We start from the raw sequence: 6826 nt of genomic DNA, 5'->3' as shown, positions 1-6826 counted from the left end.
GCATCCCGCGCGCAGCATCGAAGACGAGACGATGGAGCTTTCTGTTCAATCCTGGATCTCCCTGCACATTCGAGGGGGAGACCCGGTCTCGGCTTCAGCGGCCGGCCAGCCCCGCTCCCCTTGCGGGGCGCGATTCTGGGGCCGTTTGGCTCAGATCAGAATCTGATATTTTGTCGCGGCCTACTGCGCCCCCAGCACCGCCAGCGCCACCGAGGCGATGCGCGCCGGCAGCGAGTCGGCCCGCGAGGTCAGCACGATCGGCACGCGCGCCCCCAGCACCAGCCCGGCGCATTCGCCACCGCCGATGTAGGTGAAGCTCTTGTAGAGCATGTTGCCGGCGTTGAGGTCGGGCACCAGCAGCAGGTCGGCGTCGCCGGCCACGCGCGACTCCATCTTCTTGATGTGCGCGGCCTCGGCCGAGATCACGTTGTCGAAGCCGAAGGGGCCCTCCACCACGGCGCCGGGCCAGGCGCCGGCACGGGCCATCGCGACCAGGGCCTGCGCATCGACCGTGGCCGGGATGGCCGGGTTCACTGTCTCCACCGCGGCCACGATGCCGACCTTGGGCTGCGCGATGTCCAGCTTGCGCAACAGGCCGATGGCGTTGCCCAGAATGTCGCGCTTCGCATCGAGCGAGGGCGCGATGTTGACCACGCAGTCCGCCAGCCCGAGCAGCTTCGGATAGCGCGGCAGGTCGAACAGAAAAGCATGGCTGATGCGCGTCTCGGTGCGAAGGCCCACGTGCTTGTCGACCACCGCCGACATCAGCTCGTCGGTGTGCAGCGAGCCCTTCATCAGCGAAGCCACCACGCCCTGCCGCGCCATCGCGACGGCGCGGCGCGCGCTCTCCGGTGCCTCGCCGCTGCAATCGATGATCTCGAAGCCGAGCGCATCGATGCCGGCCGCATCACCCGCACGCAGGATGACCTCGCGCGGGCCGATCAGCACCGGCTGCGCCAGTTCCTCGTCGCGGATGCGCGCGGCCGCATCGAGCGCCGCCGCATCGCAGGGATGGACCAGCCCGACCCGCACCCGCTGGTGCCGCGCGCGCTCGCGCGCCCGGGCTACCAGGGCGTCGAGCCGGGGATGCGCAGCCACCTCCTCAGGCAGCTGCAATGCCGCGGAAGCCATGCTGCTTGCGGCCCCGCTCAGGTGAAGTCCTTGTACTTGTCCAGGAAGCGGATGGGCTTGGCCAGCGCATCGCGGCGGAAGGGATCGCCCAGCTCGCGGGTGCACATGACCTCGATCACCGTGGTCTTGCCCTGGTTCATCTGCATGTCCACCGCCTTCTTCAGCGCCGGGCCGACGTCCTCGAGCTTGTCCACGACGATGCCCTCGGCACCCATGGCCTTGGCGATGCCGGCGAAGCTTTCGCTCTCCAGTTCGCCGGCGACGAAGCGGCGGTTGTAGAAGTCGACCTGGTTCTTCTTCTCGGCGCCCCATTGCCGGTTGTGGAAGACGACCGCGGTGACCGGAATGTCGTGCCGCACGCAGGTCATGATCTCGACCATGCTCATGCCCCAGGCGCCGTCACCGGCGTAGGCGATGGCCGGCCGGTCCGGCGCGGCCAGCTTCGCGCCGATCATGGTCGGCAGGGAGTAGCCGCAGTTGCCGAAGCTCATCGGCGCGAAGAAGCTGCGCGGCTCCTCGAAGCGCAGGTAGCTGTTGGCCACCGCATTGATGTTGCCGATGTCGGTGGAGACCATGGCGCGCGGCGGCATGGCCTTCTCCAGCTCGCGCAGGACCTGGCGCGGGTGCAGCCACTTGCCGCCTTCCTTCTTGGCCTCTTCGATCATGTCGAGGCTGAAGGGGTCGCGCTCGTGGGTCCAGCCGTCGAGTTCCTTCTCCCAGGCGTCCTTCTCTTCCTTGATCTTCGCGGCGCGTTCGGCCTTGGTGGCGTCGCAGGCCAGCGTCTTGTCCGCGAGGCGCGCCAGCAGCGCCTTGGCCACCGCCTTGGCGTCGCCGTGGATGCCGACGGTGATCTTCTTCACCAGGCCCAGGTTGGTGTGGTCGGCCTCGACCTGGATGATCTTGGCGTTCTTCGGCCAGTAGTCCATGCCGTGCTGCGGCAGGGTCCCGAAGGGGCCCATGCGCGAGCCCAGGGCCAGCACCACGTCGGCCTGCGCGATCAGCTTCATCGCCGCCTTGCTGCCCTGGTAGCCCAGCGGGCCGGCCCACAGCGGGTGGCTGGCCGGGAAGGAGTCGTTGCGCAGGTAGCCGTTGGCCACCGGCGCGCCCAGACGCTCGGCCAGGGCCTTGCATTCCTCCACCGCATCGCCCATCACCACGCCGCCGCCGGAGAGGATGACCGGGAACTTGGCATTGGCCAGCAGTTCGACCGCGGCGTTGAGGCTGTTCTCGCCGCCCGAGCCGCGCTCCACGCGCATCGGCTTCGGGATCTCGCACTCGATCTCGCCGTAGAAGTAGTCGCGCGGAATGTTGAGCTGGGTCGGGCCCATCTCGGAGATGGCGCGGTCGAAGCAGCGCGCCGTGTACTCGGCCATGCGCTTGGGGTTGTTCACGTGGCCCTGGTACTTCGTGAACTCCTGGAACATCGGCAGCTGGTTGGCCTCCTGGAAGCCGCCCAGGCCCATGCCCATGGTGCCGGTCTCGGGCGTGATCATCACCACCGGACTGTGGGCCCAGTAGGCCGCGGCGATGGCGGTCACGCAGTTGCTGATGCCGGGGCCGTTCTGGCCGATCACCACGCCGTGGCGGCCGGACACGCGCGCATAGCCGTCGGCCATGTGCGCCGCACCCTGCTCGTGCACCACCGGAATCAGGCGGATGCCGGCCGGCGCGAAGATGTCCATCGCATCCATGAAGGCCGAGCCCATGATGCCGAACATGTCGGTCACGCCGTTGGCGACCATGGTTTCGACGAAGGCCTCGGAAGGCGTCATCTTCTGGACGCCGCTGACGACGGTGCGGGCGGTGGCGGGGGGCTGTTTGGTCATGGGATGGGGTCTCCTAGGGTCGAGGGGTCAAGCGCTGTCGCGAGGGAACTATCAAAAAGATGGAACCAATGGTTCCGGAATTTGTTTTGGCGGAATATAGGGCTCTGTCCGGATGGAGTCAAACAAAATTCCAAAAATCGGTACGCCCTGTCCCATTTTTTGTTTAAGAGACTATGATCCGACCCATGAATGTCGTCAATGGCGTCCAACCCGAAGCCGTCGAACTGAACGGCGACACCCCCACCATGCGCCTGTTCGGGCTGCTGGAGGTGATCGCGTCCAAGGACCGCCGCTACGCGCTGCAGGACCTGGTGGAAGAAACCGGCCTGCCCAAGCCCACCCTGCACCGCATGCTCCAGCAACTGGAGACGGCGGGCCTGCTGCAGCGCGAGGGCGACAGCCGGCTCTACGGCATCGGCTCGCGCCTGCGCCGGCTGGCCGAGAACCTGCTGCTCAACGACAGCCACCATGGCGCGCGCCACACGGTGCTGCGCCAGCTGGTGGAGGAGATCGGCGAGAGCTGCAACCTCACGGCGCTGTCGGGCAGCGAGGTCGTGTACCTCGACCGCGTCGAGACCGCGGCGCCGCTGCGCTTCTATCTGCACCCCGGCTCGCGCGTGCCCGTGCATTGCTCGGCGAGCGGCAAGGTCTTCCTCGCGCAGATGAGCCCGGCGCAGCGCCGGCGCCTGCTGGCCCACGCGCCACTGGAGGCCTACACGCCCAAGACGCTGACCGACCTGGACGCGCTGGAGCGCGAGGTCCAGCGCGTACGCAAGGAGGGCTGTGCCTTCGACAACGAGGAATTCCTGCCCGGCCTGCTGTGCATCGCAGCCCTGGTGCCCAGCAACAGCGGGCCATCCAACCTGTGCGTCGCCGTGCAGGCGCCGGTGATGCGCATGGACATGGAGAAGGCGAGGAAGCTGCTGCCCGCATTGCAGCGCGCCGCCCTGGCCCTCTCGCGCATCGATTCCGACACCACCGCCGGCCCCGAAACCGGCAGCCGCGCGCAAGCCTGATGGGAGCCCCCGACATGACCGACATCGCCGCCCTGAAACCCGAGCGCCTGCTGAGCGTGCGCCAGACCTTCGGCATCGACAGCGACCTGCAGGTGCCCGCCTTCGCCGAGCGCGACGAGCACGTGCCCGAGATCGACGAGGTCTACCGCTTCAATCCCGACGTGACGCTGGCCATCCTGGCCGGCTTCATGCGCGACCGGCGGGTGATGGTGCAGGGGCTGCACGGCACCGGCAAGTCCACCCACATCGAGCAGGTGGCGGCGCGGCTGAACTGGCCCTGCGTGCGGCTCAACCTCGACGGCCACATCAGCCGGCTCGACCTGGTCGGCAAGGACGCCGTGGTCCTGCGCGATGGCCAGCAGGTCACCGAATTCCAGGAAGGCATCGTGCCCTGGGCCCTGCAGCGGCCGGTGGCGCTGATCTTCGACGAGTACGACGCCGGCCGGCCCGACGTGATGTTCGTCATCCAGCGCATCCTGGAGCGTGACGGCAAGTTCACGCTGATGGACCAGAACCGCGTGCTGCAGCCCCACCCCTTCTTCCGCCTCTTCGCCACCGCCAACACGGTGGGCCTGGGCAACCTCAACGGCCTCTACCATGGCGCGCAGCGGCTCAACCATGCGCAGATCGACCGCTGGAACATCGTGGCCTCGCTCAACTACCTGCCGGCCGAGGAAGAGGCGGCCATCGTGCAGGCGCGCGTGCCCTCGATGCGCGACGAGGCCGGCCATGCCATGGTCCGCGCGATGGTGGCGGTGGCCGAGCTCACCCGCAAGGGCTTCGCGGCCGGGGACCTCTCCACGCTGATGTCGCCGCGCACCGTGATCACCTGGGCCGAGAACGTGGAAATCTTCCGCGACCCGGCGCTGGCCCTGCGCCTGTCCTTCGTGAACAAGTGCGACGAGGCCGAGCGGCCGCTGGTGGCGGAGTACTTCCAGCGCTGCTTCGACCGGGAGCTGAAGGTATCCCAACAGCTCTCGGGCACCTGACTTCGACGCGGCCGGCACCATGACGGAAGCCCAGCGCCAGGTCCGGCACGCCCAGGAGGTGGACGAACTCTGCGCCGCCTTCGTGCGCGCCTACACCGGCGAAGCCGACCTGCATTTCCGCGGCCGGCGCCTGCACCGCGGCCGCCAGGCCTTGCCCTGGTACGCGCCGCACCTGCACCCCTCGCCCGAGACCGACGACTTCGCCTCCTTCCGCGGCACGGCCGACGGCCTGGGCCTGCGGCTGCGCCACTCCGACGCCGCGCTGCACGCGCGCCTGCGCCCCGAGGAGCCGGTGGAGCGCATGCTGTTCGAGATGCTCGAGCAGTTCCGCGTGGAGTCGCTCGCCCCCGAGGCCATGCCGGGCATGCAGCGCAACCTGCGGCACCGGCACGAAACGTGGTCGCTGTCCTTCCACCATTCGGGCCTGACCGACACCGCGCGCGGCCTGCTGCTGTACGCCGTGGCGCAGATCTGCCGCGCCCGCGTCTGCGGCCAGCAGGTGGTGGAGGAGACCGAGGACATGCTCGAGGCCACCCGCTTCGGCCTGGCCCCGCACATCGGCCACGCCCTGGCGGGCCTGCGCCGCGACCGCGCCGACCAGGCGGCCTATGCGGTGCATGCCCTGGCCATCGCGCGCACGGTGGCGGCGATGCTCCACGCGGCCGGCGAAGGTTCGGGCGAGGCCGAGGGCGATGCCACCGACGACGACAAGCCCGAGGACCGCCGCAGCGTCTTCAGCCTGGTCGCCGACATGGACCGCGAGATCGTCGAGCGCTACACCGCGGCCGACTCGGGCCGCAGCGCCCTGCTGGAGGGCGAAGGAGGCCGCTACCGCGTCTTCACCACCGCCTACGACCGCGAGCACGACGCGGCATCGATGGTGCGCCGCGAGCTGCTGGCCGAATACCGCGAACGGCTGGACCGCCGCATCGCCGCCCAGGGCCTCAACATCGCCCGCCTCGCGCGCGAGCTGCGCGCGCTGCTGGCCGAACCCCGGCGCGAAGGCTGGGACGGCGCGCAGGAGGAAGGCCGCATCGACGGCCGCCGCCTCGCGCAGCTGATCGCCTCGCCCACCGAGCGGCGGCTGTTCCGCACGGAGCGGCTGGAGCCGGCGGCCGATTGCGTGGTGAGCTTCCTGATCGACTGCTCCGGCTCCATGAAGGAACATGCCGAAGCGATCGCGATGCTGGTGGACGTCATGGCGCGCGCACTGGAGCAGGCCGGCGTCGCCAGCGAGATCCTGGGCTTCACCACCGGCGCGTGGAACGGCGGCCGCGCCCGGCGCGATTGGCAGCGCGCCGGCCGGCCCGCGCACCCGGGCCGCCTCAACGAGCGCTGCCACATCGTCTTCAAGGACGCGCAAACACCCTGGCGCCGCGCCCGCCCCGCCATCGCCGCCCTGCTCAAGGCCGACCTGTTCCGCGAGGGCATCGACGGCGAGGCGGTGGACTGGGCCTGCGCCCGCCTGCAGGCGCGCAGCGAGGAGCGCAAGCGGCTGCTGGTGGTCTCCGACGGCTCGCCGATGGACAGCGCCACGAACCTGGCCAACGACACGCACTATCTCGACCACCATCTGCAAGACGTGGTGGCCCGGCACGAGCAGGCCGGGCGCATCGGCATCGCGGGCGTGGGCGTGGGGCTGGACCTCAGCCCTTACTACAGCCGCAGTCACGTGCTGGACCTGGCAGCCGGGTCCGGACGCGCGGTGTTCGCGGACCTGATCGGACTGCTGGCGGGCCCACGCGTGGGCTGATCGCCCGTCTCGGGGCTTTCCCGAAGCGCTGTGACTTATTGCGCCCCCGGCGGGTGCGGTTGCGCCCCGAAATATTCATCTGCTTACAAAAGTAGTAGTCTGTGATTTCTT

General features: G+C 69.2%; 5 protein-coding genes. 3 read left to right on the top strand and 2 right to left on the bottom strand.

Translation table 11 applies throughout. The features are described from left to right. Positions 1 to 180: 180 nt before the first annotated feature. Positions 181 to 1131, bottom strand: coding sequence for a bifunctional enoyl-CoA hydratase/phosphate acetyltransferase (locus tag ABEA07_RS09060; protein WP_345537319.1), 951 nt, complete (start codon positions 1129 to 1131; stop codon positions 181 to 183). Positions 1132 to 1148: 17 nt separating this feature from the next. After that, positions 1149 to 2957: a sulfoacetaldehyde acetyltransferase gene (gene xsc, locus ABEA07_RS09055; protein ID WP_345537318.1), complete on the bottom strand. Its 1809-nt coding sequence runs from the start codon at positions 2955 to 2957 to the stop codon at positions 1149 to 1151. A gap of 173 nt (positions 2958 to 3130) precedes the next feature. Here xsc and ABEA07_RS09050 point away from each other — a divergent pair, with 173 nt between their 5' ends. The 3 genes from ABEA07_RS09050 to ABEA07_RS09040 are packed head-to-tail and all read left to right on the top strand — an operon-like array spanning position 3131 to position 6715. After that, entirely contained in the window at positions 3131 to 3973 is an 843-nt protein-coding gene (locus ABEA07_RS09050) for an IclR family transcriptional regulator (protein WP_345537317.1), read from the top strand. 14 nt (positions 3974 to 3987) lie between these two features. Then, positions 3988 to 4962 carry an AAA family ATPase gene (locus tag ABEA07_RS09045; protein WP_345537315.1) on the top strand — a complete coding sequence of 325 codons (975 nt, stop codon included), beginning with the start codon at positions 3988 to 3990 and terminating at the stop codon, positions 4960 to 4962. Between the two features lie 19 nt (positions 4963 to 4981). Next, a complete protein-coding gene (locus ABEA07_RS09040) occupies positions 4982 to 6715 on the top strand; it encodes a cobaltochelatase CobT-related protein (RefSeq protein ID WP_345537313.1) in 1734 nt (577 codons plus the stop codon). Positions 6716 to 6826: the final 111 nt, after the last annotated feature.

Origin of the sequence: Variovorax defluvii (assembly GCF_039541515.1) — a bacterium.
GTDB classification, from domain to species: Bacteria; Pseudomonadota; Gammaproteobacteria; order Burkholderiales; family Burkholderiaceae_C; genus Variovorax; species Variovorax defluvii.
This window is presented reverse-complemented; position numbering and strand designations above follow the sequence as displayed.

Bases quoted from the DNA above. Each gene is read 5' to 3' on its own strand.
- ABEA07_RS09060 (WP_345537319.1), bottom strand. From the start codon at position 1,131: ATGGCTTCCGCGGCATTGCAGCTGCCTGAGGAGGTGGCTGCGCATCCC.
- ABEA07_RS09040 (WP_345537313.1), top strand. From the start codon at position 4,982: ATGACGGAAGCCCAGCGCCAGGTCCGGCACGCCCAGGAGGTGGACGAA.
- ABEA07_RS09045 (WP_345537315.1), top strand. From the start codon at position 3,988: ATGACCGACATCGCCGCCCTGAAACCCGAGCGCCTGCTGAGCGTGCGC.
- xsc (WP_345537318.1), bottom strand. From the start codon at position 2,957: ATGACCAAACAGCCCCCCGCCACCGCCCGCACCGTCGTCAGCGGCGTC.
- ABEA07_RS09050 (WP_345537317.1), top strand. From the start codon at position 3,131: ATGATCCGACCCATGAATGTCGTCAATGGCGTCCAACCCGAAGCCGTC.